Source organism: Acinetobacter sp. UBA6526 (assembly GCF_002434875.1).
Taxonomy (GTDB): Bacteria; Pseudomonadota; Gammaproteobacteria; order Pseudomonadales; family Moraxellaceae; genus Acinetobacter; species Acinetobacter venetianus.
This window is the reverse complement of record NZ_DJLC01000189.1, coordinates 1-21,107: the sequence shown is the minus strand read 5'-3', so window position 1 is coordinate 21,107 and position 21,107 is coordinate 1. Positions and strand designations below refer to the sequence as shown.

Below are 21,107 nucleotides of genomic sequence, written 5' to 3'. Positions count from 1 at the left end.
TATGACCTATTGGCGTGGATGCATTCGCCCAACCTTGAACAGATTCAGCCTTCACATTTTCATGCTGAGAACTCATCTGTTGCTGATGCATATCATTCATTTTGCCCATCCCCATAGAATCATGGGAAGAGTGATCCATGTCTGACATTTTCATTGCAGTATGGTCTGAATGATCAGTACTGATTGGTTTATGAGCAGCATGATCCATATCTTTCATATCCATCTGTGCATGTGTACCATGATCCATGCCCATATCTTGCATGGTCAATAATGCACGTGGACGCGCTTTTGGCATCTTAATCTGAGCTGGTGGGGCGACGGAATCACGCTGTAGTGTCGCAATTGCAAAACCACTACGATCAATCGACTCTGCTTCAATTTGATAATGTGCTTGCTTTGGCTCAACGATTACATCGTATGTTTCAGCGGCACCAATGCGGAATTCATCTACAGCAACAGGTTTTACAGGCTGACCATCTGCACTCACCACCGTCATTTTCAAATTCGGAATACGTACATCAAAAAATGACATTGCAGATGCATTAATAAAACGTAAACGAACTTTTTCACCTGAACTAAATGCACCTGTCCAATTTTGCTGCGGAGTTTTTCCATTAACTAGAAAGGTATAACCCGTGACATCCGATAAATCGGTTTTGAGCATCCGCATCTGATTCCACATCGAACGATCTTGCCAAGTTGCTTTCAAACCTTTTTGTTTGACTTGTTGCCAAACATCACCCACCGTTTCACGTTGATTTTGATAGTATTCAGCAGACTTTTTCAAATTCGCCATAATTTGATCACTATCAGTTTCATGAAAGTCGGACAGCATAACCACATAGTCACGATCTGCTTTTTCATGCTGAGCGACAGGCTGCTTACCTTTCGGATAAATGACTAAAGCGCCATATAAACCATCTTGTTCTTGACCTTTACTGTGTGCGTGATACCAATAGGTTCCGTTTTGACGGACTTTAAAACGATATTCAAAGCTACCATTTGGTTGAATGCCTTTGAAACCATTAAAACCAGGTACACCATCCATCAATCCAGGTAAAAGCAGACCATGCCAGTGCAATGAGGTATCTTGATCTTTTAATTGATTATGAACATGAATAACCGCCTCATCACCCTCTTCAAACTCAAGTAATGGAGCAATGAATTTGCCATTCACCGTCATGCGTTTGACAGATTTCCCTGTGATATTGACCATGCCCTGATCAATATTCAAATGATATTCTTTAATCGCTGCCCAACTGGCAGGCGCAAACAATAAGCTGAAGCTAGCTATTACACCAGCATAAATTTTTGCAGACATTTTATTTTCCCAATCTGTATGAATTGACTTTTAGGAGAGAACAATCTCCCCTAGCCCCTCTTATCTAAAAGAGGTAACTCAAATGCAGATTAGGCTTTAGGCGGGCGTAAAATTTCTTGCCAATATCCAGCAAGATGACGAGCGTGGTAGTCCGTATTCTTATGATGACTTAGCTCAAAAATGGAATTCAAAGATAAAGTCGGCACCTGTTGATCTAGTGCTAAATTAACATTTTGACAATGCGATGGCTGATTACAATCTTGACAATGCTGATCATCTGAGATGTTGTCACCATGACATTTCACCATCATTTGAGCATCTACATGAGACATTTGCATGTGCTTATGTTGATCTGTCTTTGCTTGATCATGGCAAGGCATCTGCTGTGGCATGATTTCCATTTGCTCATCAGCTTGAATGGTATGAACTGCTGCAACAGCCGCACTACTTCCCCCGATGAAAAATATCATCAGGAATACAAACCATATATGTTTGTACTTTGGTTGAAGTTGCACGAGGTGTTCCTTATTCACAATAAACAGATCAATTTAATGCTCATAGCATAATTTCTTTTCAAGTTATGCACAATCCACATTATGTTGTTCACAGGTTCTGTTGCTCTATTTTAGTTCAAAGCTGCTGTTTAAATATTCAAAATTAACTTTTATAAAAAATGAGTAAAATAAGAGCAAAATAAATAATTTAGCGCACAAAAAAAGGACATTTTGCTGTCCTTTTTTCATCAATATGCTGCCAATATAAACAACTGAAATCATTTTGTTTAATTTAACAACACCTTATCCACCTGCTTATCAACACGGTTATCCACCCAGTTATAAACAAAGTTATCCACAACCTTGTGTGAAAAATAGGATAAAGAGACTAAATTTGTTTTGCACCAACTTTGGCTAGCTCTGCACGCATTTGGTCAATTACAGTTTTATAATCAGGTTGACCAAAAATCGCAGATCCTGCAACAAACATATCTGCACCAGCTTCAGCAATTTCCCTAATATTCGCTGGCCCGACACCACCATCTACTTCTAAACGAATATCACGACCACTTGCATCAATAATTTGACGTGCTTGACGCAGCTTTTCTAAGGTCATTGGAATAAATTTTTGACCGCCAAACCCAGGGTTTACACTCATCAATAAAATTTGATCAACTTTATCAAGTACATAGTCAAGATAATGTAATGGTGTCGCAGGGTTAAATACCAGACCTGCTTTCGCACCTCCAGACTTGATCAACTGAAGCGAGCGATCAATATGATCTGTTGCTTCTGGGTGAAAAGTAATAATGTCAGCTCCAGCTTCCAAGAAATCATCTATCATACGGTCAACAGGCGACACCATTAAGTGCACATCAATCGGTGCTTTGATACCATAATTTTTAAGCGCCTTACATATGCCTGCACCAAAGGTTAAATTCGGTACGTAATGATTATCCATCACATCAAAATGTACAACATCTGCACCAGCATCTAAAACCTTTTCTACATCTTCACCTAAACGAGCAAAATCAGCAGATAAAATAGAAGGAGCAATTAAATAAGGCTTGGACATGGAAGACCTGGCAAACTTTGAAAAAATGATAAATGAATTATAGCAAATTCATTTACTTTAGGGCTGTTACAAAGACACTATTACCACATTGCAAACTTGCAACAGCTCGTTGCATGAATGCTGTTTTTAACCCTGACTGATTTTGCTATTTTTAATCGGTGAAAATCAGAAGATGAAGTTTAGATATGAATAGTACAACACAGATTACAACTCAAGAAGGTAAGCGCATTAGTAAACGGCTCATCAATCATTGGAAGCATAAATTCGAAGTTGCTGAGACCGAAACCGACTCAAAAATTTTTATGCCTACCGCAACCGTTACATTGACACCACAGCAGCAATATCTAGGTGTATTGATTGAAAATCAGCAAGATGATGTTCAACACCTAGAGCAAGTCGTGATTGATCATTTAAACCGCATGGCTCAACAAGAGTTCAATGTTGAATGGACACACAATTAAAAAGAAGCTCATAAGAGCTTCTTTTTCTTTTAAGCATTCACTTTTTCTAATTGAATGGCATGAAATTGCAAGTGATCATCTACAAAACTTTGGATAAAGTAATAGCCGTGATCATATCCTTTGTGTAAACGCAAGGTGAGTGGCTGACCAGCATCTAAGCAGGCTTGCTTGAATTTTTCAGGATTAAGTTGACTATAGAACTGATCATCGACACCTTGATCAATTAAAATTTCTTCAAAAATGCGGCCTTTCTGTTGAACTAATGCCAATGCATCATGCGCTAACCATTGCTGCTGATCATTCCCCAAATACTGACCAAATGCTTTCTCCCCCCAAGGACAAATACCCGGTGCACAGATTGGAGCAAACGCAGATACAGATTTAAATTGTTCAGGATATTTAAATGCTAACGTTAATGCGCCATGACCACCCATCGAATGACCAAATATCCCGATTTGATTTTCAATAACTGGAAATTCCTGCAAGATATGTGCATATAGCTCATCAACAATATAAGACTCCATTTGATAATGTTCAGCCCAAGGTTGTTGAGTCGCATTAATATAAAAACCAGCACCCTGCCCGATATCCCAATGATCACCTTGCGCAACATTTTCACCACGCGGAGAAGTATCAGGGGTAATCAAAATAAGACTAAGACGAGCAGCCATACGCTGCGCATGTGCTTTGATTGCAAATGTTTCCTCTGTACAAGTCAAACCTGCAAGATAAAACAATGCTGAACATGGTTTTCCTTCTAAAGCAGCAGGTGGTAAATAAACACCAACTTTACTTGCCCCTTTAAGATGCTGAGAGTCAATTTGATAAATTCGTTGTTCTCCCTCAAAACAACGATTTTTTTGCAGTAGTTGCATGCTCATTATCCTGTGGTTTTGTAATATCTGTTGTTGTCATATTTTGTTGTGGAAATAAATATGGCTCAAGTTGTGGCAACATCAACTCCATATTTCGTCCGATTGACCATTGTGGTTCTGAAGGCTCAAAGCCTTGTGATGTTTCCCATTTAGTGACCGTCTGCTTTGCTTGATCGAATGCTGTTTTCATTGAAGACTGTTCACGCATTGCTAAATCAAAGAAAGCACGACCAAAATAGGTATAATCCGCTTCATTATTACAACCGAAAGATGTCTTATCTGCTGCAGACGCTGTAATAATCAAAGTTTCAGGCGACTGTAATGCAGGAATGAAACTTCCCGAATAACATGCAGAGATCACAATAACACGCCACCGAATACCAGACTTATCTAGCGTCTCCCGTAACCATTTCGGATCAACTTGACCGAGGTTTAGCGGAGCATTTTCAATTTCAAAATGATTTCGCTCGCCATGTGATGTCATATAGAGAAATAAAACATCACTGTCTCGATTCATCTGCTGACCAATACGTCGTAACGCCAGTTCTATACTGGTTTTTGATGCGATTGGAACTTCCAAACGAGTCGCAGGATTATTGATCAACATGATAGAACGACCAAACGTTCCAAAACGCGTATCAAATTGCTCTCTTATACGCTCAATTTCAGACTTAAATACATCCACATAACTATCACCCGCGACACCAAGGAAATACCAATGACTTTGTGCTATATCGCCATATTGAACTTGATCTAGTGCTTTATCCAGTAAATAGCTTTGTGCATAAAAAGCATCTTCTGCAAAGGTAGGCGGAGTTTCTTCAACCTTCCAAATCGGCTGGTCTTTTACTGAAAGCTGCCAAACCACCATGGTTGCGATCGTTGCGACAAAGACTAAAGCACGCTCCCACCAAGGCCAATTCAAAGCACGGGAAAAAACCCAAATAACAGCTAAACTTTGCCAAACAAAAAGTCCGACAAAGAGTGGTGGTAGAAAACCATTGTAGATACTATCAGGGATAAAATTGAGGTAACCATTCGATCCTAAATACTGGATCAAACATTGTAGTAAGAGAATATTTGTATCGAGGACCAACCATAACAATGCAGGTACAAGCATTAATCTTGGCTGGTTCATACGTTGAGATAAGAAAATCCCAACAATCAAAGCAATAAAAGGCCAAAGCGCGTAGCCAATCAGACCTTGAGAGTTAAAATCTCCCATTTGCCCTGCGACTAACCAACTATAGAGTGAGTTAGTACAACCTCCTAAAATACCCCACAAAATCAGTTGAGTAATCGAAGGATGAACCACTTGTAAGGAACGACGAGACCCTAGAAACAACCACATTCCAGCAATTTGGTTACTTTTAAAATCATGCCAGATATTAATGGAGGGTTTGAGGTCTATCATAAAATTCTTCGGGAGTTTCTCTTTTCAAGCCTAAACTGAAAATATGCCAAACGTTACAGAATGAACATCACTTTTCCAAAAACATGCTATGCGCTGCACTAGTGTAAACTTGACAAGAATTTTTTAGCAATCATGCTTTTGCACTATATCACAAATCTTTACCGAGCATTGACCTAAGCTAAACAATCACTTGCGTGTGATTTCAGATTTAACCTTTTGGAAAATATGCATCAAAACGACAAGCATCTCCTAACCACTGATGATCAGGTGCTTGCTCAGCCAAATAAACTGCATGCCGTGGGCGCTTAACAATTACTCTTTTGGCTATTTGTTTAGCTAAATCAAGTAACTGATCTCCCAAATCCATTTCTCCATCTTCGGGAAGCAACATATGCAATAGCTGCATTTGTTTTTTGACCTGTGCTTGCTTCTTAAGCGCTTGTTGGTTTTGATCACGCTGAGGAAACATTGGATCTAAATAAACGACATCGACTTGTTCATTTTGCTCGATCAATTGACTTAGATAGCGATTAGAGTCCGCAAAAATAAGCTGAATTCGTTGCGCTGTGGATTGCAAGAAAGAATCTTGTTCAGCCTGAACTTTGCTATATTCCAATAAAACAAACAAAATTGGATGGCGCTCGACTAATCGGACATCAGCCCCAAGATGAGCCATCAATAAACTATCATGACCCAATCCAGCGGTAGCATCAATTAATGTTGGCTTTTCACCTAACTGACATGCTCTTGCAATCATTTCTGATTTTAAACTTGCACGTTTAAGTCTAGGAATTTCTGCGCGCCAATCAGGTTGCATTTTCATGCCATTGGCTGCAAGGCTTAAACCATCACTATCCAATACCAAAGTCATTTCTGGGTTAAGACGTAAAAACCGAGCATTAATATTCTCGACAGTTTGGCCTTCAAGCTGAACATTTAACTCTGTAAAACGAGCCTGTAGTTGCTGAAACTGTACTTCATATTCAGCTTGATATCGACAAATCATTTGCATTACCAATGCACCCAACCAGTCCACCAAGTCGCTAGAATAAATAAACCAAAAATGATTCGATAATAAGCAAATGCAGTAAAGTCATGCTTCGACACATAACGAATCAAGGCACGGATCACGATTAAAGCAGAAATAAAGGCAACAATAATACCGACTGCTAACACCAGCATGTCATTGCTATGTAGCTCATGACGCATCTTATACATGTCGAGCAAACCAGCACCCATCAGTACAGGAATACCCAAGAAGAATGAGAACTCTGCTGCCGCTTTACGCGAAACACCCAAAAACAACGATCCAATAATGGTAGAGCCCGAACGAGATGTTCCCGGAAACAAAGCTAAACATTGAATCAAACCAATTAAGGTTGCTTGTTTAAAAGTTAGATCATCGACTTCTTGAGTTACAATCTGATGCTGACGGCGTTCAGCCCACAGAATAATAAAACCACCCACAATCAAAGCGATTGCAACTGTAATCGCATTAAATAAATATGCCTTGACCACATCACCGAAAGTCAAACCAATGATCACAATTGGAATCGATGCAATGATCAAATTCAGACTTAAACGACGACCTTGCTCCTGCCCTTTTAATGCACCAATCAAAGCACCCCAAAGCTTTCCCCAGTACTCATAAATAACCGCAGCAATTGCACCAATCTGTACAGCCACAGCAAACATATCTCGTTTTTCTACTGTCCAAAAATCGAGAAGTTGTCCAGCTAAAATCAAATGCCCTGTACTTGAAATTGGAAGAAATTCTGTAATTCCTTCAACCAACCCCATAATCGCTGCTTTAAAAAGCAATAAAAGATCCATAGTTAACCTTAATTTGACTTACCTTGTTCTGGAATTTTTTTCCACGCATCATCACGCAAATAAACTGGCAAAGCATGCTCCGCAGCTACCCAATCTTGTTGAACTGCGCGCATACGTGCAATCATGGCAATATCTTGGGCTGTTGCCTGAATTTTTATTACAGATGATATTTGAGTGGAAATATTTGAAGAGTCTATGTGCTCAGGCTTAATTAATTCTGAACCAGATCCAACTGGTTTATACTTGCAATAAGCAGTCGCTTGTTCATAATTTAATAATTTTTCTTCATCTATAGCCTGCATGATGCCATGGTCATCCATGCAAAAGTTAGCGATATAAACTTCTTGCATACGCGCATCTAAAACTGCCGTTACCTGCTGCAAACCTGTTAAACGATATGCCGCTTGTGCCAAGGCTTGTAAACTTGAAACTGGTATCACAGGTAAGTCTTGCGACCATGCTAGCGCCTGTGTAACCGCGGCATTAATACGAACACCGCTAAATGAACCTGGACCACGACTAAAAGCAATTGCTGTTAAATCTGCAAGTTGAGTCGCTGTCTGTAACAATGCTTGTTCGGTTAAAGGTAATATCGTTTGCGTTTGGGCTTTTGCTCGCTCATCTAACTGAAAATAGAGTTCTTGAGAATCATTAATTAATGAAACAGAACACTGCTCATTTGCAGATTCCAATGCAAGCAACTTCATGCAAAAACCTTAACTAAAAGAGAGAAAAATCGTCGAGTATCATACTCCACTCAAAGCTGATAGGCGAGTTGTTCTGTTTTTATAGATACAAAAAAGCCAAGTACAGACTTGGCAATCCGAACATCTTTTATGAGACAGCTAGTTAGAAGCTAAATGCTTCTAACTCTAAGAAGTTTTTGTAGTGTTCAGCATAATGCAAAGCACTCAAACGCAATCTTGCAGCACCTTGTTCATCTAAAGTTTTAACAACTTTACCTGGTGATCCCATAACCACAGAATTATCCGGAATCACCTTCCCTTCAGGAATTAAAGCGTTTGCACCAATAATACAGTTCTTTCCAATGACCGCATTATTCAAAATAACGGCATTCATCCCAATAAGTGAATTATCCCCAATCGTACAACCGTGTAACATCACTTTATGGCCAACGGTGACATATTCACCAATATTGAGTTCAATACCCGCATCTGTATGTAAAACAGCATTCTCTTGAATATTAGAAAAATCGCCAATACGAATCACACAATTATCTGCACGGACTACCGCACCAAACCAAATGCTCACTTGACGACCCAGTTCAGCTTGTCCAATGACCGTTGCAGTAGGCGCAACCCATCCATCCCATGGTTCATGTAAAGCTTTAGGACTCAATCCTTTGTATTTATACATCATGTCAATAACTCTATATCTAAATAAAACATTTAAAACTTAGCTAAACCAAAATTAGGAGGATTGACCAAAAAAGGCCATTTTTTCTGATATCCCAACCCATACTGAAATAAAGACACTAACATCCGTGCAGTTAAGCCCCAAACAATTTCACTTTCAACTTGCATACTCGGAAAATAAATCGATTGACGAGCGAGTCGTACCTCATAGGGTAATGGCGGTGCATCAATCAGCTCTTGCAAAGGAACAAAGAATATCCGATCTATTTCGGTTGGCTGCGCAATCAAGTCAACTTGAGCTGGTATCAAGCCAACAATCGGCTTCACGGAAAGCCCACTTCGAGCACGTTGAATAGGCAAATCACCTAAAAGCTTCACATCAAAAGGATTCAATGCTGTTTCCTCTTGTGCTTCACGCAAAGCGACCACAATGTTACTGGTATCACTTGGATCTCGCTTCCCGCCAGGAAATGATACCTCACCAGCATGTTGTGATAGATGAATAGAGCGGCGTGTAAGTAAAACTTTGGGTTTCTGTTCTTGTGTAATTGCAATTAAAACTGCGGCATCTGCTTGTTGGATTCGTTTGGAAAAACGCAACCGTTGTTGTAAAAGTTCGATTAACGATTGTTCATCCATATCAAGCATCACTCTTTTTCTATTTCCCTTAATTAAACATCATAGCCGAAATTTGAACCACAATCATAGATCATGATGCGAAGTCAGAAAAATTCAGTTATGCTGAGTTATCTCTGTCGCTGATGATAATTATGAGCTTTTGCGTTGCGTGTGGACATGAAACTGAAGCAAAAATCCCATTAGGTGATCATAAAACCCGACTTGTTTGCACCAACTGCGGCAATATTCATTATGAGAATCCTAAGGTTATTTGCGGTGCTCTGGCACTTTGGGATGATAAGGTTTTACTTTGCCGCAGAGCAATCGAGCCACGTTATGGGTTGTGGACTTTACCCGCAGGCTATATGGAACTGTTCGAAACCATGGAGCAAGGTGCCGCTCGAGAAACAAGAGAGGAAGCCGAAGCTGAAGTTGAAATCGAACAACTCTACTGTACCTACAATATCCCTCGCATTGGACAAATTTATGTTTTATTTAAAGCAAAAATTAAGGAAGGTATCTTTGGAGCAGGTGAAGAAAGCCTCGAATGCCGACTTTTTGAAGAGGATGAAATTCCTTGGACTGAGCTTGCATTTCCAAGTGTAGAGCAAACATTGAAACATTACTTTGCAGATCGTAAAGATGGACTATTTCCAGCTCATTTAGAAACCATTGGAACACGACTTGATCATACTGGATAAATAAAAAAGACCGCTTGATGCGGTCCTTTTTATGGAATGAACAATTAAGACTTTGTTTTAATAGATTTACACTCAGCAATACTTTGATCAGCCACTCTGATGCTGACCGTACCCAAATAACGTTTTGCTATAGCTCTTTCTTCATCCGTAGGAGGAGTATATTGATTTTTTACCGTATCAGTTAATTTATCGTATGCTGTAATGTAGGTAAACAATCCACGTGCATACCCATTTTCCCAATACACAGTTTCATTATCAAAATTTGATAAATTAATACCATTTGATTGTCCAGCAAGTAAGTTGTGTAAATTAATCTTTGCATTCGATATGCCACCTAAGTTTGTCCCAAAATAAATACCATCCAAAGCACCTAAATTAATATTAGACAACATCATACGAACCGTTACAGAACTATCACTAGTAGCAAATCTTGTACCACCTGTTGTACCAATACGATACTGTGTTTGATCATTACTATCTGTAATTGTGCCGTCAGTATTTATAGATTTGACAGTTCCACAAATACCACTCATATCAGTTGTGGTCGAGTTACTTTTAATATCTGTACGAATATCACCATTTTCATCAATGACAATACCTAAGTCGACTGCAGGAGAATTTGTGTCTTGAAATTTAAAATTCAAAGTTGCATATAAAGGAAAAATGTAATTCTGATTCAATTTAACATTTTTCTCAGTTTTAAAAATATCTTTCGACAAATAACTGACTGGGTTCAGTTTATAAATATCGATAGTTCCTTTATATGTTTGACTATCAATTGTTTGCTTCCATAAACCTAAATGACTATTATCAATAGTAACACTCTTACCCAAGCCTAAAAATTCTTTATAATAATCCTCTGTACCAACAATTGTACTATCACCCATGACTTTACCTTGATTAATAACAAGATCATCAGAAGAATTATTAGTTGAACTAAACCTCAGTGGCTGATTAGTATTTATTGTATTACTAACTGTATTTAGCCATTGGTTTTGTGCATTTAATCTAATTTTTTTAGGCTTCTCTTTTGTAGTTAAAACAATTGGGGGCTGTACAACCCCTCCGCTAATGGTTGCAGCTCCTCGCCATTGCCGACCATATCCAAAAGTATAACCTTGTCGATCTGTCAATAAAATGAAATCACCCATTGAATGTAATAAATTGCTTTGTTTTGATGAAATACAATCGGCATAGATATCTTTATTACAGCCAAAAAAACCATCTGGTAAACCAACAGCTGAAGATGTTCCTGCTCCTCCTGTTAACAAAAGTGGCTGCTCCGCAACCCACATAGCTGTCCCAGACAAGTTTATTAGTTGTTTTAATAAAGTGAAAGCCTCATCATCTGACATCTGCCCTACATTCAACCAAGGCTCTAATATTTCTTGATATTGTCCACTGATAAGCTCAACAGAACTAATATCTCTCGATATGTTTGCCAATTCATCTTTCTTTTCTTGTGTTAATTCTGTTGGCTGAATATCTCCTATAACATTATCCTCGCGCTCTAGACCTAAGCTCTGAAATATTTTGACTAAGGCCATACCAACACGAACTGTATCATCACTTTGACTTACTGTTGTAGGGGGTTTGCCCACTATAGCACTAGCAATATCTATCAAACGTATACGTGGTGGAGTTGCTAATTTTATTGGGGATATATCTTTTAGTTTTACTGTACCTAAGTCGATCTTACGAGAACCCTCACCTTGAATATAAAAAGAAACCTCATCACCAACCTTACAAGCCCCAGTTACAACATTTCCATCTAGTTTTGTTGCAAAATGATTAATAGTATCTGTACTGCAATCGAAATTAAGCCCTGCAATAGGATAATCTAAAGCAAACTCTAAACAGTCTGTTGCTGTTACATCACAGCTTGTATTTTCTGTGACTCCTCCAACCCCCTTTGTTGGATCTTCATTTATCTTCGCACTCTCACCACCACAACCATTTAAAAAAATAGCTAAGGTTGATAATGCAAATGGTAATAATATTTTCCTTTTCATATTCTTTGATCCTATATCCTAATTACTTTAAAACAGAGACTCTTAGTTGCCCTTGGTTAGAGAGTTCATTTTCTGGAACATCTACAGCAGATGCCAAAGGAGTCATCATCATATAATGGGCATTAGATGGTATCTTTATAACACCTTGAATAGCTGCATGTTGGAATAATGTTGCTGAGTTATTAGCACTTTTGAAACCACTCACGCCCTCTTGAATACACCCCTTATCATCCAAGAATATTATCAATGGCCAATAATAATTTGGTTTTTCATTATTAGATGCATAAGATTCTATCTGTATATATTCAGTCGAAGGATCTAGTTCAACCAACTCATATTCAAACTTTTCTTTTACTGGCTTTCTTGGCCAAAGACCAAGTTCTTTTTGGGGTTTTAACTTTTTAATAGATTTTGAATAGTTTTCAATAAAACAACGATCATTTTCAAAAGCTAAAGCTAAATCTTGAGTAGACAAACGAATATAGTTTTCAGATAAAACAATTGCTTTATCTGATTGCGGTGTCCTATTCATGATGCGATCTAACATAGAACGGCTTACACCTTTTTTTCGCTCAACCGTTTCTAATCTCCCGCTTCCATCGGGCATAACATAAAATCTTTTCTTCCCTTCTAAGTTAAACTCTTGATCTTCTAAATACTCACTATTTACGTATTCGACTCCATCAACATTTGTAACGGCTTGTACTTTAGGTTCAGATGTATTTTTGCTATTTACGGCGACTACTGCCTGTTCTTGAATTTTTTTATTATTTATATTAGATGCAGGCAATGTAATACTTTTTTCAATAATAGCTTTACTATCAAGATGATCTTTAGAGATAATTTTGTTAGCGCCATCCGAAGCAATAGAGTTCATTGGTTCATAAGTCTTCGTGCTAATGCTCTCTTCTTTGGTAACTAATGATTCATTCTGAGGCTGCTGTTTTAATACGTTTTCTTCAGTAGTTTTTTTTACAACAAACTGGTCTTTATTAGAAATGACTGGCTGGGTTGAAATATTAGACTGGTGTTCCCTATGATTTTTAGGTAAAGCCTGTTCCATTCTCTCCTCTTTTTTAGGAACAATCATTGGTCGACCATCTGGACCAATGATTGTATAGAAACCATCTGCATATAGATTGGATCCGCTCACTAAACCGATAGACATAATCAGCAAAGTGAATTTTGATCGTTGATTTCTTTTATTTTGCATTACCATCTAGTTCTATAGTTGATACCAAGCAAAGTGACTTTGGTATTAGTTTTAACATTCAGCCCTGCATAAGGATTTAATAAAATATTATCAACCCCTGTTTTATTTGAAAGGCTACTTGTATTTGCTGGAATATCATCGCGGCTACGTAAAAAACCCAACGATAGATCAAGATCCGTATCCTGATCAAAACGATAACCTATTCCCAAACCAAATAACTGTGCGTTATTAATTGGTACCATGGTATTACGCTTATCATCAGGGATAGAACTCGTACGTGGTTCATATCCAATTCTTAATTTCAAACGATCTGTTGCCGAATACTCAAAGCCGATTCCCCAACGCCATGAGGATTGGAACTTTAAAGGTAACGCTAATGAACGATCAGTTACATCTGCAGATAATAGTTTTGCAACTTTTAATAATGAAATCTGTCGATCAAATTCAAATTTAAATTTATCCCATGCTGAGAAATCAGTCCAACCAATATCAAAATTCATTTGTAAATCTGGAAATATTTTATATTTGATACCAGCTTTGAAATGTTGTGGATATTTAAAGTCCATCGCAACTAAACCAGACTCTACATTAGGAACATAACCAGGAAGCCCTAAAATTGCAGCTAAAATTTGGCCTGTTGCAGATGAGTTCAAACCAGCAATAAGCTGTTGAGGCGCAGTGGCATTGTTAATTAAGTACTTACCACGCAGACGCATTTTAGCTTCACTTTGATAAACCATACCAAAACTAAAATCATCGGTAGGCTCCCAAAGCACCCCTAAATTATAACTTGGACTAAGCGATTGCTCTAACGATACATCCAGTGCACCCATCTTATTAAATGGATTCATTCCTTCCTTGGCATTACACATACCAAAAAGAAGTAAGTCAGTGATAATATCTCCATTGTCTTTAAAAGGACCACATACTACTTCGTCAACCATACGAAGTACCCCAATCATTTCATTTGGAAATCTTAAATCAGTTTTCATTGCGATCGCTTGATATGACATACCAAAAGATGCACCAATTGATAAATGATCGTTAACTTGATAACCAAATGATGGTGAAAGATATGTGATACGTTCTAAAGCAACCTGTTGTCCCATATAGTTACTAGGATTACCATCTTCTGCTCCAAAACCAGCTACCAATGGTGCGTATACTGCAGTTGCGTATGTTACTTTTGAACCAGGTGGTTTATATGCGATACCAGCAGTTGGCGCAGCTAAAGGTGAGTTTGGGCCAAGATCAACAATTTTTTTAAGTATAGGAACATAGATACTGGCATATTCAACATCACCAGAGACTGTACCTTTGAAGTCAGTACAAATGCTTGAGTCATTTTCTGGTCCATCATTACATACTAACGGATCATCTGAATAACCAAAAACGTTATACCCTGCTGGTGCAGAGTAATCTCTTTTTATAGCAAAATTTGCCAAAATACCTTGAACATCAGTCTGTAATCCATCAATTTTTGTTAATGCTGCTGGATTAAAATGAACAGCACTAATCCCTGGTGGATCAGCTGTAACTGCATTTCCCAAAGCAAGCGAGCGCAAATCGACAGATAAATCTTGACCTAATTGAGCATTTGTAATATTCGAAAGTCCTGCAACTAAAATACCAAGTGTTAAAGGACATAATTTAGGATATTTCACCATTATATCTCCTTAACGTATTTTTTTGCCGAAACCTATAATATCTAGCGGGAAGGATAAACCTAAAGATACGTCTGGGGCATCTTCTGTTAAACCTATCCCAACTGTGCCATTCACAATAGTTTCTGGCGAAACACGAACCCCTAAAGCAAATGAAAGCATTGCACTACTTTGATCTGCTGACTTATAACTTTCATCATTTTTAAAATAGAACTTAGCACCAGTATTAAAGCTTTGCTGGTAAGACATTGTCAAAGACACATCATAGTTAAATGAATAAGCAAAACCGAAGGAGAAGCCGCCACTTAAACCCGGATCAAAGCTCTCAAGCGTACGGCTACCACGTAATTGATTAAGCCCTGACTCTTTAAGGCCATAGTTAGCTGAAACAGAACTAAATAATACAACTGGATCTATATATTTACGTGTACTAGCCCCCACACCAACAGAATAATAGCCTTTACCTGTTGATAGCTCATCAATGCCTATTTCGTATGGACTATCGCCAGTTTTAGTAGATAAGTTACCAAAAAGTACTAAAGGTAGACGGCTTTGCTTTAATGGGAATGGTTCCCAACGTGCACCAAAAGAAATATCACCTAAACCAGCAGCAGTTTTGTCTTGTAATAAATCTTTTTTAGCCATTAATGGTAAAGAAGCGGATAAAGTTACATTATCAAGAACACCATATTGCACAGTAAAAGTATTTGTTAAAGTATGGTTAGCATCTTCTTCGACACGCAAACGTGCTAATGAACTTGAACTATCATTCGTTGCTAAGTCAATTCGACTATCTCGATAATACGTATAGTCAATATCATAATAAGATGAAAAAACACCTTTTTTTATTAAAGAATATTGGCGCTCATTTGATGTAAAAACTTCTTGTAAATTTGTCTCGCCTGTCGCATCACCCTCTTTCTTCTGTAATGCATTTGCGGCTTGATTTACATCATTTCCTTCGGGATTAACGTTTGTATCAGATTGAGTATCTTGTATCTCAGTATCATTACTGTCTCCAGCTTGAACTTGTTCAACTTGAGCAACTACAGGTTGCTCTTCGGCATAAATTGTTGAAGTGATAGCGCTTAGACTCAAGGCCAGCACACTCATACTCATCCATTGATTATTCATTGTAACATCCTACTTATACATTTAATTTGCTAAATTTATTGGTTATTTACGCTTGTAATACATCCGCATATAAGTCGTAATTGGCTTATTGTAGTTTTCAGATTTAGGATCAGCATCTAAAACTCGACGCATCGTTGATGCTTTATCAGCAATACGTTCCATTTTTTGATTTGGAAACTGAATTTCAGCAAGAGCATATCTGTTTATAGTTGCGTCATCTACATGACGCATATCTGCATCTTGCAGTGCCAAAAAGTTCTTACGATACTGTTCGGGGATATCAATAATAAATAAAGTATTATTATCCCAAATCTCTTTAAAACGAGATTCATCAAAACTGATATTACCTAATGATGGATCAGCTACATACACCCTTCCATCTTTATACGCTTTGTATACTACAAAATGTTTAAAACCAGCATAAGTAATTGGAACAATCGCAGGTTGTTTTAAAGCAATTAAGTCAGAGAATTCACCGCGATACCCACCACTATTTAAACCTAAAGCAGTTACGAATCTTTTCATATCAAGCAATGAAAAGCTTCTTCGCTCAATAATACGTTGATATTCACCATATTGAAGCAAACCCGTCATAGTTTGCTGCTCAGTCAAGTTTAAACCGCCATATCCATTTAAAAGAGTAGTTAAAGCTGCTGAGCCACAACTATAGTCATAAGCTTGCCTTACAATACCTCGAAACTGATCAACCACAGCAGGTTTAATCGTCACTGCTTCATGGTGGTTTCGTGTAAATGAAGGATTTCTTGAATCTAAAGTTTCTGTATAATATACAGTCCCTTCTGGCTTTTTTTCTATCTCAAAGGCTTGCGTTGTAAAGTAATACATCAATGCAGAGCCTAAAGCAATCTCTAACATAAGTCTCTTTTCTTAACAGCGGCACTACTTGCCTTATTCATTTTATTCTTAGCGTCGATGACACTACGTCCCTGTATGTTGAAGATACCTTTTTTTATAGAAAAAAACAGCATTTTTTTAGTTTTTTTTGACGAAATGTAGCTAAATTAAGTATTACGTTAATTTTTAATAAAAATGTGTGCTCAATGTTAACCATTTAAAGTTGAATTTTATTCACGTAAACTTAATAGCATAAAAAAAGCGCACATTGTGCGCTTTTTTTATGCTTAAACTTAGTGGCCAGAAATTGTAATGCGAGAACCAGCAACATCGCCAGCGCCTACATTGTAGTAAGTTTGCATACCTTGAACTTCAACATCACCGATTGAACCAGCAGCATCACTACCTAACTTAACACTTTGAATGTAAACATCTGTTTTAGGAGTAGCTGCACCATTACCAGTAATAACTTGTAGGAATCCATTACCAGTTGTAGCAGAAGCACCGTATACACTTACTTTAGCATTTACAGTTAAATCAGTAAGTCCAGCATCAGCAACTTTAATACTACCAATACGAATTTCACCAGCGTCACGGCTTGCAGCAGCATCAGCAGTAGAGTTATCTAAAATACCTAAATTAGTAATCTCTAAACCACCCTGCATCGTGGTATTTAGTGCAATCATAGCCCCTTGTGGAGCCGCACCTAATTGAATATTTGCGCTTGTAACACCTGTTTTCAATGATAAGCCAGATAAGATTGCATTGTAGTTTGTATCATCATTGCCACGACGAATACCAGGACCTGTACCAGCTGTATTAGAAGCAGAAACACCGATTTCACCGATATCAATTTGCAAACCAGATACTTGAGCTGCAACATTTAAGAAAGCAGTGTTACCACCACCTGCACCAGCATCAGTATCAATTACAATATCTGCAAGGTTATTAGAAGCTAAAAGAGACGATGCATTTAGAGAAATTACAATACCGTTAGTCTCATTTACATCTGAAGCAATACCATTGCCTTTAATAACGATTGCACCAGCGTTACCTGTACCACCAAGTGCAGCAGTAGCTAAACCATCGTTATCGTGAATTAATACTTTTTCGATTTCAATTTTTGAAATATCGATACCTAGATTGATACCGTCTTGACCTGTTGCAGAGCTAAGAGCAGCATCATCCATCGCTTGCATAGCCATTGCATTTGCACTAATCGCCATTGAAGAAACTAAAGCTAGTTTAGTAAACATTTTCATTGAGCACTCTCCCAAGAGCATTTATTTTTTGACTTACACTACTCTAAACTGTCCACTGTTGTTTTATTCTTAAATGACAACTTGAACTTCCAATCCTTGAGTAGTTCGCTTAGCAAGTACTAAATTACCTGTTTGTTATTTTATGTTCAACTCCTGTTAACTCCTTTTTATAAACAACCCGATAAACGGCATAAAAATTAAACGTAATTTTTGTATCTAAGGTCTGAAAACAACTAATTGAACTTATTTGATATTTTTTAAACCAAATTTTCAAAAATATGTTTATTTTTCTATTTACTTTCCATTTATCTGAACGCTAAGGCTTGATGCTAGTTGTTAACAAAAGCACTTAATTTATTTTTTCTGCTAATAAATGTTCAAACCTTCTTTTATAAGGGCTACAAATCTCTTATTTGTGAGATCGACTTATGTTAAACATAACTAGATTTTTTGAAGCTGTAGTACAATTTGTACTTCTATGAATAGTTCTCCCTCTTTCAATTTATGTCTCATTTTCAGCAAAAACTTGAAACCCAGCATATTTCAGCATTCGACCTTATCACTCGACTTAAAGAATTGACTGGTTTAGTTTATTTGCATGATCACAACCATCCTGTTATTGCATTTTTACCAAATAGGTTTTTAATTGGTCAAAGCTCAGATATTCAAGAATTTTATCGTGAAAATTTTAATCACTATTCACAAGAAATGAACCCAACATCAATTTTAGAATTTTCCACTTGTGATAATAACCCTGTTCTCAGAAATCATACTAATCAAGGATTTCAAGGTGGATATATTGGTTTCTTTGGTTATGACTATAGTGCAAATTTGTCTGTAAATATTAAATCCCATCCCCAACCAAGCTTTTTTTTAGGTCAATATTCAACTTTTTTAAAACTCCATGATCAAGCTTGGTATTTTTATAGTCACGATAAGAATGCAGAAGAAGTTTTCCAAGATATTTCTCATTTGATCAATCAAGACGCAGATATTGACGGACTGTTGTTAAATGAAAAATGCCATCCTCGTTGGTCTAAACAACAATATTTAAATGCTTTCAATCAAGTCCAAGAATACATTAAGGCTGGAGATTGTTACCAGATTAATCTTACGCAAGAATTTATCGCTCAAGCGAGTGGTTCATTACTGAGTCAAGCTGAAAAACTTTGGGAACTAACGCATGCACCCTACTCAGGTTACTTGAAAGTTGATGAATTTGAGCTACTAAGCTGTTCTCCAGAATTATTCATAGAATTTCAAAATGATAGACAGATAAAAACCCGTCCAATTAAGGGGACTATGCCGCGTTTTGACGATCTAGCAGCAGATCAACTTTCTAAGGATAAGCTAAGTCAGTCACAGAAAGATCAAGCTGAAAATGTCATGATCGTTGATTTACTCAGAAATGATTTGAGTCTGTACGCAGAAACTGGTTCTGTTCAAACCACTAAATTATTTGAAATTGAGAGCTTCAACCAAGTTCATCATATGGTGAGCGAAATTACAGCAACATTAAAGCCAGACATTCATCCTATGGAAATGCTTTTATCGGCACTTCCTGGTGGTTCAATTACAGGTGCACCAAAAATTAGAGCAATGCAAATTATTGAAGAACTTGAAGGAGCGCCGCGCGGTGCTTACTGTGGAAGTCTTGGTTATTTCAATTTTGATGGAACAGGTTGTTGGAATATCTTGATTCGTAGTATTCAAAAATATCAAGATCAACTTTCAATGTGGGCTGGTGGAGGAATTACCATTGCATCTGATGCTGAAGCAGAATATCAAGAATGCTTTGATAAGATTTCTGCCATGCTTGATTTAATCAATACACAGCAGAAGCCTAAAAACTAAAGTGCGACTTATAAAATTTGCGTTTGAAGTGTCTCGACTAAACGCTGATTTTGTTCATCTGTACCAATTGTGATACGTAGGAATTGATTAATTCTCGGCTTATTAAAATAACGAACAATAATTCCCTGCTCACGCAACTGTTGAGCAAGCTGCCCTGCATCATGCTGAGGATGCGTCGCAAATATAAAATTAGCTTTGGATGGCAAGATATTAAAGCCAAGCGCAGTCAAATCATTCACAATAAGTTCACGACTTTCGATCACTTTTTGGCATTGCTGCACAAAATAAGCTTGATCTTCAAATGATGCAACCGCTGCTGCAATAGCAAAACGATCTATTGGATAAGAGTTAAAACTATTTTTCACAGCTTCAAGTGCAGCAATTAAATGTGGCTGTGCAATCGCAAAGCCGACACGTAAGCCAGCCAGTGAACGTGATTTTGAAGTTGTTTGACACACCACTAAATTGTCATATCGATGAACAAGCTGAACCGCTGATTCTGCTCCAAAATCAACATAAGCCTCATCAATCACGACCACTTGATCTGGATTCGCTTGTAACACTTGCTCGATCTCAGCTAACCCTAAAGCTATACTGGTCGGTGCATTTGGGTTCGTAATAATAATGCCGCCATTTTCTTGCTGATAATCTGCAACATTGATTTCAAATTTATCATTTAATGGAATTTGTTTAGTTTCAATTCCAAAAAACTGACTATAAACAGGATAAAAGCTGTAGGTAATATCTGGATATAGAATAGGTTGTTTTTGAATAAAGAATGCTTTGAAAATATGAGCTAAAACTTCGTCTGAACCGTTACCTACAAAGACTTGAGCAACATCAATATGTTGTTGATTGGCAATCGCCTGTTTTAAAGCAGTTGCATCAGGATCAGGGTATAAACGCAAAGCATCAGCTTGATTAGCTAAAACTGCCTGCACGGCT

20 protein-coding genes are annotated in these 21,107 nt (G+C 37.6%); 3 read left to right on the top strand and 17 right to left on the bottom strand.

What is annotated here, in order from left to right; all coding sequences use genetic code 11:
* The 3 genes from B4237_RS13015 to rpe all read right to left on the bottom strand — a co-directional run.
* Positions 1–1,321: multicopper oxidase domain-containing protein (locus B4237_RS13015; RefSeq protein ID WP_286943476.1), on the bottom strand; the 1,321-nt coding region annotated here is incomplete at its 3' end.
* 89 nt (positions 1,322–1,410) lie between these two features.
* Positions 1,411–1,836 (bottom strand): hypothetical protein, encoded by a 426-nt coding sequence (locus B4237_RS13010; RefSeq protein WP_286943474.1) that lies wholly within the window; start codon positions 1,834–1,836, stop codon positions 1,411–1,413.
* Between the two features lie 367 nt (positions 1,837–2,203).
* Positions 2,204–2,890, bottom strand: coding sequence for a ribulose-phosphate 3-epimerase (rpe, locus tag B4237_RS13005; protein WP_061519662.1), 687 nt, complete (start codon positions 2,888–2,890; stop codon positions 2,204–2,206).
* A 185-nt stretch (positions 2,891–3,075) separates the two neighbouring features.
* Here rpe and B4237_RS13000 point away from each other — a divergent pair, with 185 nt between their 5' ends.
* The gene (locus B4237_RS13000; protein WP_004881406.1) at positions 3,076–3,351 is read left to right on the top strand and encodes a DUF2218 domain-containing protein; all 276 of its coding nucleotides are present in this window, start codon (positions 3,076–3,078) and stop codon (positions 3,349–3,351) included.
* Positions 3,352–3,380: 29 nt separating this feature from the next.
* On the opposite strand, the gene fghA is transcribed toward B4237_RS13000, so the two are convergent.
* From fghA to B4237_RS12965, 7 genes are all read right to left on the bottom strand, one after another.
* Complete coding sequence (fghA, locus tag B4237_RS12995; RefSeq protein WP_278595102.1) at positions 3,381–4,226, bottom strand: S-formylglutathione hydrolase; 846 nt, start codon at positions 4,224–4,226, stop codon at positions 3,381–3,383.
* A complete protein-coding gene (locus B4237_RS12990; RefSeq protein ID WP_004881410.1) occupies positions 4,195–5,640 on the bottom strand; it encodes a C13 family peptidase in 1,446 nt (481 codons plus the stop codon). Before B4237_RS12990 ends, fghA begins: the two co-directional genes overlap by 32 nt.
* Positions 5,641–5,848: 208 nt before the next feature.
* Positions 5,849–6,652: a class I SAM-dependent methyltransferase gene (locus B4237_RS12985; protein ID WP_278595103.1), complete on the bottom strand. Its 804-nt coding sequence runs from the start codon at positions 6,650–6,652 to the stop codon at positions 5,849–5,851.
* Complete coding sequence (locus B4237_RS12980) at positions 6,652–7,473, bottom strand: undecaprenyl-diphosphate phosphatase (RefSeq protein WP_004881415.1); 822 nt, start codon at positions 7,471–7,473, stop codon at positions 6,652–6,654. The genes B4237_RS12985 and B4237_RS12980 overlap by 1 nt, the downstream gene beginning before the upstream one ends.
* Before the next feature lie 8 nt (positions 7,474–7,481).
* A complete protein-coding gene (gene tsaB, locus B4237_RS12975; protein WP_278595104.1) occupies positions 7,482–8,180 on the bottom strand; it encodes a tRNA (adenosine(37)-N6)-threonylcarbamoyltransferase complex dimerization subunit type 1 TsaB in 699 nt (232 codons plus the stop codon).
* Between the two features lie 142 nt (positions 8,181–8,322).
* The gene (locus tag B4237_RS12970) at positions 8,323–8,850 is read right to left on the bottom strand and encodes a gamma carbonic anhydrase family protein (RefSeq protein ID WP_161626775.1); all 528 of its coding nucleotides are present in this window, start codon (positions 8,848–8,850) and stop codon (positions 8,323–8,325) included.
* Positions 8,851–8,882: 32 nt separating this feature from the next.
* Positions 8,883–9,488, bottom strand: coding sequence for a CoA pyrophosphatase (locus B4237_RS12965; protein ID WP_034604782.1), 606 nt, complete (start codon positions 9,486–9,488; stop codon positions 8,883–8,885).
* 131 nt (positions 9,489–9,619) lie between these two features.
* On the opposite strand from B4237_RS12965, the gene B4237_RS12960 reads away from it, so the two are divergent.
* On the top strand, positions 9,620–10,168 hold the full coding sequence (locus tag B4237_RS12960) for an NUDIX hydrolase (protein WP_061398085.1): 549 nt from the start codon (positions 9,620–9,622) through the stop codon (positions 10,166–10,168).
* Between the two features lie 44 nt (positions 10,169–10,212).
* Here the strand turns inward: B4237_RS12960 and B4237_RS12955 are convergent, their stop codons facing one another.
* The 6 genes from B4237_RS12955 to B4237_RS12930 all read right to left on the bottom strand — a co-directional run bounded on the left by B4237_RS12955 (position 10,213) and on the right by B4237_RS12930 (position 18,308).
* Entirely contained in the window at positions 10,213–12,180 is a 1,968-nt protein-coding gene (locus B4237_RS12955; RefSeq protein WP_286943468.1) for a hypothetical protein, read from the bottom strand.
* A gap of 22 nt (positions 12,181–12,202) precedes the next feature.
* Positions 12,203–13,393, bottom strand: a complete 1,191-nt coding sequence (filE, locus tag B4237_RS12950; protein ID WP_286943480.1) for a putative pilus assembly protein FilE — start codon at positions 13,391–13,393, stop codon at positions 12,203–12,205.
* Complete coding sequence (locus B4237_RS12945; RefSeq protein ID WP_286943478.1) at positions 13,393–15,057, bottom strand: OmpP1/FadL family transporter; 1,665 nt, start codon at positions 15,055–15,057, stop codon at positions 13,393–13,395. The genes filE and B4237_RS12945 overlap by 1 nt, the downstream gene beginning before the upstream one ends.
* A 12-nt stretch (positions 15,058–15,069) precedes the next feature.
* On the bottom strand, positions 15,070–16,191 hold the full coding sequence (locus B4237_RS12940) for a hypothetical protein (protein ID WP_286943466.1): 1,122 nt from the start codon (positions 16,189–16,191) through the stop codon (positions 15,070–15,072).
* A 42-nt stretch (positions 16,192–16,233) separates the two neighbouring features.
* The gene (locus tag B4237_RS12935) at positions 16,234–17,067 is read right to left on the bottom strand and encodes a C39 family peptidase (RefSeq protein ID WP_286943464.1); all 834 of its coding nucleotides are present in this window, start codon (positions 17,065–17,067) and stop codon (positions 16,234–16,236) included.
* Positions 17,068–17,339: 272 nt separating this feature from the next.
* The gene (locus tag B4237_RS12930; protein WP_286943462.1) at positions 17,340–18,308 is read right to left on the bottom strand and encodes a DUF6160 family protein; all 969 of its coding nucleotides are present in this window, start codon (positions 18,306–18,308) and stop codon (positions 17,340–17,342) included.
* Positions 18,309–18,812: 504 nt separating this feature from the next.
* On the opposite strand from B4237_RS12930, the gene B4237_RS12925 reads away from it, so the two are divergent.
* A complete protein-coding gene (locus B4237_RS12925) occupies positions 18,813–20,162 on the top strand; it encodes an anthranilate synthase component I family protein (RefSeq protein WP_286943460.1) in 1,350 nt (449 codons plus the stop codon).
* An 8-nt stretch (positions 20,163–20,170) separates the two neighbouring features.
* On the opposite strand, the gene hisC is transcribed toward B4237_RS12925, so the two are convergent.
* Positions 20,171–21,107 (bottom strand): histidinol-phosphate transaminase (hisC, locus tag B4237_RS12920; RefSeq protein ID WP_286943458.1); only part of this gene is annotated, 937 nt, incomplete at its 5' end.

Bases quoted from the DNA above. Each gene is read 5' to 3' on its own strand.
- rpe (WP_061519662.1), bottom strand. From the start codon at position 2,890: ATGTCCAAGCCTTATTTAATTGCTCCTTCTATTTTATCTGCTGATTTT.
- B4237_RS13000 (WP_004881406.1), top strand. From the start codon at position 3,076: ATGAATAGTACAACACAGATTACAACTCAAGAAGGTAAGCGCATTAGT.
- fghA (WP_278595102.1), bottom strand. From the start codon at position 4,226: ATGCAACTACTGCAAAAAAATCGTTGTTTTGAGGGAGAACAACGAATT.
- B4237_RS12990 (WP_004881410.1), bottom strand. From the start codon at position 5,640: ATGATAGACCTCAAACCCTCCATTAATATCTGGCATGATTTTAAAAGT.
- B4237_RS12985 (WP_278595103.1), bottom strand. From the start codon at position 6,652: ATGCAAATGATTTGTCGATATCAAGCTGAATATGAAGTACAGTTTCAG.
- B4237_RS12980 (WP_004881415.1), bottom strand. From the start codon at position 7,473: ATGGATCTTTTATTGCTTTTTAAAGCAGCGATTATGGGGTTGGTTGAA.
- tsaB (WP_278595104.1), bottom strand. From the start codon at position 8,180: ATGAAGTTGCTTGCATTGGAATCTGCAAATGAGCAGTGTTCTGTTTCA.
- B4237_RS12970 (WP_161626775.1), bottom strand. From the start codon at position 8,850: ATGTATAAATACAAAGGATTGAGTCCTAAAGCTTTACATGAACCATGG.
- B4237_RS12965 (WP_034604782.1), bottom strand. From the start codon at position 9,488: ATGGATGAACAATCGTTAATCGAACTTTTACAACAACGGTTGCGTTTT.
- B4237_RS12960 (WP_061398085.1), top strand. From the start codon at position 9,620: ATGAGCTTTTGCGTTGCGTGTGGACATGAAACTGAAGCAAAAATCCCA.
- B4237_RS12955 (WP_286943468.1), bottom strand. From the start codon at position 12,180: ATGAAAAGGAAAATATTATTACCATTTGCATTATCAACCTTAGCTATT.
- filE (WP_286943480.1), bottom strand. From the start codon at position 13,393: ATGCAAAATAAAAGAAATCAACGATCAAAATTCACTTTGCTGATTATG.
- B4237_RS12940 (WP_286943466.1), bottom strand. From the start codon at position 16,191: ATGAATAATCAATGGATGAGTATGAGTGTGCTGGCCTTGAGTCTAAGC.
- B4237_RS12935 (WP_286943464.1), bottom strand. From the start codon at position 17,067: ATGTTAGAGATTGCTTTAGGCTCTGCATTGATGTATTACTTTACAACG.
- B4237_RS12930 (WP_286943462.1), bottom strand. From the start codon at position 18,308: ATGAAAATGTTTACTAAACTAGCTTTAGTTTCTTCAATGGCGATTAGT.
- B4237_RS12925 (WP_286943460.1), top strand. From the start codon at position 18,813: ATGTCTCATTTTCAGCAAAAACTTGAAACCCAGCATATTTCAGCATTC.